The 3,293-nt window shown below is 38.1% G+C and carries 4 protein-coding genes; 2 read left to right on the top strand and 2 right to left on the bottom strand.

Going from position 1 to position 3,293, the window contains the following annotated elements; translation table 11 throughout:
- Positions 1-292: 292 nt before the first annotated feature.
- On the bottom strand, positions 293-1,444 hold the full coding sequence (locus tag P9B04_RS17790; protein WP_342056319.1) for a hypothetical protein: 1,152 nt from the start codon (positions 1,442-1,444) through the stop codon (positions 293-295).
- Between the two features lie 107 nt (positions 1,445-1,551).
- Here P9B04_RS17790 and P9B04_RS17785 point away from each other — a divergent pair, with 107 nt between their 5' ends.
- Positions 1,552-1,773: a hypothetical protein gene (locus tag P9B04_RS17785; protein WP_342056318.1), complete on the top strand. Its 222-nt coding sequence runs from the start codon at positions 1,552-1,554 to the stop codon at positions 1,771-1,773.
- Positions 1,774-2,107: 334 nt separating this feature from the next.
- Here P9B04_RS17785 and P9B04_RS17780 read toward each other — a convergent pair whose 3' ends face one another.
- Positions 2,108-2,398, bottom strand: coding sequence for a transposase (locus P9B04_RS17780; RefSeq protein WP_446718017.1), 291 nt, complete (start codon positions 2,396-2,398; stop codon positions 2,108-2,110).
- A 207-nt stretch (positions 2,399-2,605) separates the two neighbouring features.
- On the opposite strand from P9B04_RS17780, the gene P9B04_RS17775 reads away from it, so the two are divergent.
- Positions 2,606-3,293: integrase catalytic domain-containing protein (locus P9B04_RS17775; protein WP_342056316.1), on the top strand; the 688-nt coding region annotated here is incomplete at its 3' end.

The raw sequence follows: 3,293 nt of genomic DNA, 5'->3' as shown, positions 1-3,293 counted from the left end.
TTTTATGAACATAGTTTGGAACTTTGTCTCGTCAGGTGCAAGATCTGAGTTTAAGGCTAATTGAAGTATAACTGAACTTCCCCCATACAAATATACTGTAAAAGCCTAAAACCATTATCTATCGACAGATACAGGGGTTGGCACCCGATGTTGTACCCATGTAAATTGTGATATTTCTTAATAGACAGCCATAAGAGAACTAAGCTAAAATAGTAGTCATGTATATAGAGCGTGTTCCTAACAGAAATTCTCCCCCAGCTGTTCTTCTTCGTGAATCTTACAGAGAAGGAGATCAAGTTAAAAAAAGAACCTTGGCAAATTTATCAACGTTGCCAGACGAGGTTATTGATAATATGAAACTGGTTTTGAAAGGGGCTAAAGCAGCCAGCTTTTCATCAATCGCATTAGCAAATGCGAGTAAGTCATCTTTTTGGTTTGATAAAGCTACTCTGAGAGCTTTAATACCTTTATGAGATTTGGTTTCTCTTATTTTTAATTCGTCAATTACGAAATTCATCAATTCCATCCGTTCTGACCAACTTGCTCCAGCCAAGCAGAGGATGTCCATTCTTAACCAATACACTAATATTTTGATATCATTAGCCAAATTAAGCAATTTATGTTCATTTTCATGAGCTTTAGTTAACTTGTTTGATAATGAGCCACTTATAATTCCTAAATTGGTCTTTTCAATCTTAGCCTCTAGTTTCTCTCTTTCAGTGGTGGAACCCTGAGCTTTTTTGGCTAAACTACGGCATAAAGTAGTAGCTTGGTCTAAAATATGCCAAACATCACCTTGACAGACTTTATCAGACCAGATGGCTTTATGTGCTGCTCGAATCCCCTTCCCAGCATCGGCTATGGTGTAATTAGGGTCAAATCCCTGTTCTGTGGCTTCTAGCAAGTGCCATCCCCAGGTGTCTTCGTCTCTGTGCTGGGCTTCTTCTAGAAGAAAACAGTAGCTAGAATTATTATCTACTCCTGTTAATATTGGACGGTTAGAATGAAATATCTCATCAAGTGATGCCACTTTTATTGACGATAAATCAACAGATTTACTGATTTTTTTGGCGACTGGTACAACTTCTAGGACTCGGTTATGGATTGTGCCAATACTGATAGAATAATCGAATAAATCTCGTAATAGCTCTGCTACGGCCCGATAAGAACTGCGACAGATGAAAATTAGCCCTAAAATCAACTGAAATATCCATGTTTTAGTAACTGGCAGATTATATAAAACTTCTTCCTCTTTTTCTTTCTTCTTAAAAGCCTGATTCAAAGCATTTTGAGCAATATTCTTCTGTTGATAAACAAATTTCCGACTCACCTTTTCATTTCTAGCTATGTGACTCACTGACTCGTTTTTAGAGATAACTTTAACTGCTAATTGTTGACGATAAGAAGAAGACAGTCCAGAAGCCACACAAACCGATGATTTCACTCACTTAACCCACACATTTACACAATTTTCTTCAATTATAATTGACTACTATTTGGAGCAAATGTTCTATTCAATGACTGGCTATTTGGCAAAACTGTTACCCACATTTGAACGTCGCCGAAATTATCGACTATGAACGTCGTCAGAAAGCGGGTAAATCTATTGGGAGTGGACGGATGGAAAAAGCTGTTGATCTTGTAATTGGTCATCGTCAAAAACGGAAAGGGATGAGTTGGAGTTCTCTGGGAAGTAAAGCTTTAGCTATCCTTAAAGTCGTTGAACTTAACGGTGAATGGCAACAATTTTGGTTTCCAGAAACAGTCATTTGATCAATTTAATCAATTTATTTTTCTGTTTTCATAATTCAATTTTAAAAGCCAAATTCGGACTCTTTTTGGGCTTAGATTCGTGGAAAGTCGCTGCGAACCGTTTCCTCCTTTCTCAGAACAGACTGAGGCACTGATTTTTGCGGCGATCGCTGTTGGATTTTAGTGATCGCATTTCTAGTAGTATATACGTTCTTTATCCAGCAACGGAAAATTTACAGGTGGAGAAAATTTATTGTCCAACCTTCTGATTGACTGGGAATTAGGTTTTTTTTACACGAGTATATAATTCATCTCCTTCCAATGTCACATCTCCCCCCTCTGGGGCAGCAGGAGACTATTTTTCTGCTGTTTTTTCCAAATGTTTTTCCCAGCCTATTATCGTAGCGTGAGATTTTCCTAAAATTCTGCCAGTTGCTCTTAATCCGTTACCCTCACTTCGTATTTTCATTGCTAAAGCTACTGTTTTTGGAGAATGGCGTAATCTGTACATTGGGGTTCCAGTTCTTTGATTAAATCTTCTCCCGCAATCTTTAAACTTATATTTTTGAATTTTAGCGGCATTTTTCAAGGTATCTATACCATTCTTTATTATCTTTTTACTTGAGCAATTTGGACAATTCAACACTATAGTGATCGCGTAGTAATAGAGTTTCAGTAGATCGCAAAGTCCGTTCGAGAGAGGGAAAATATGTCCCTGCGATCGCCACTTAAAAGAGGAAAAGCCCAAAAAACTCACCAAAGCATAAGTTTATCGGCTACCAACTTAAGACGGGACAAAGGGGAGCAAATTGATCAATAATATTTGATAACAAGGTTGGCTTCTGAGTTGCTAATGAATTTAAGAAAACGTTGTCAAGCTGTCAAACAGGCTGGATATGAATTGGGAAAAACGTCGTTTCGTCATTTAGCTCAAAAAACAAAGCTCTCAAAAAGTAGTGTACACCGACTATATCATCGAATAAAGGGGAGAAATAAACATCCAGAATCTTATTTATGGGAAACAGAAGCAGGCCAAAATTGGCTTCGTTTATTGGTTTTAGCAAGTATTTTTGTCTTTGTCATTCAAGGAGGAATGGGTTGTGAAAGACTCTCTCAATTTTTTCATTTATTGCGCTTACAAAGTCACATAGGAGTTTCAGCCACGGCATTACGCAGTTTAAGAGGTCAAATAGAGTCGAAAATCCTTGAATATCAGCAACAACAACAGCAACAACTAGGAACTAACCCCTCTGAGATTGAAGTGTGTGCAGCAGCAGACGAGACTTTTTTTGAGCAAGTGATTTTGGTGATGCTCGATGTGCCTTCGGGATATATTTTTATAGAAGAAATCACAGAAGATTGTCAGTATCAAACGTGGCAAGCCCAACTCACTCAAGCTTTCAAGCCCTTGGGATTAAGGGTGAAATATTTAGTTAGTGACCGAGCTAAGGGCATAGTCAAATTAGCCCTCAAGGATTTAGGGACAACTTGGGAGCGACGCAAAAATGTCGCATCGACTAAATCTAGTCCAGGCAAGGGCT

The organism is Crocosphaera sp. Alani8 (assembly GCF_038442745.1).
Lineage (GTDB): Bacteria > Cyanobacteriota > Cyanobacteriia > Cyanobacteriales > Microcystaceae > Crocosphaera.
The sequence above is the reverse complement of the archived record's forward strand: the minus strand, read 5'-3'. Positions and strand labels throughout refer to the sequence as shown.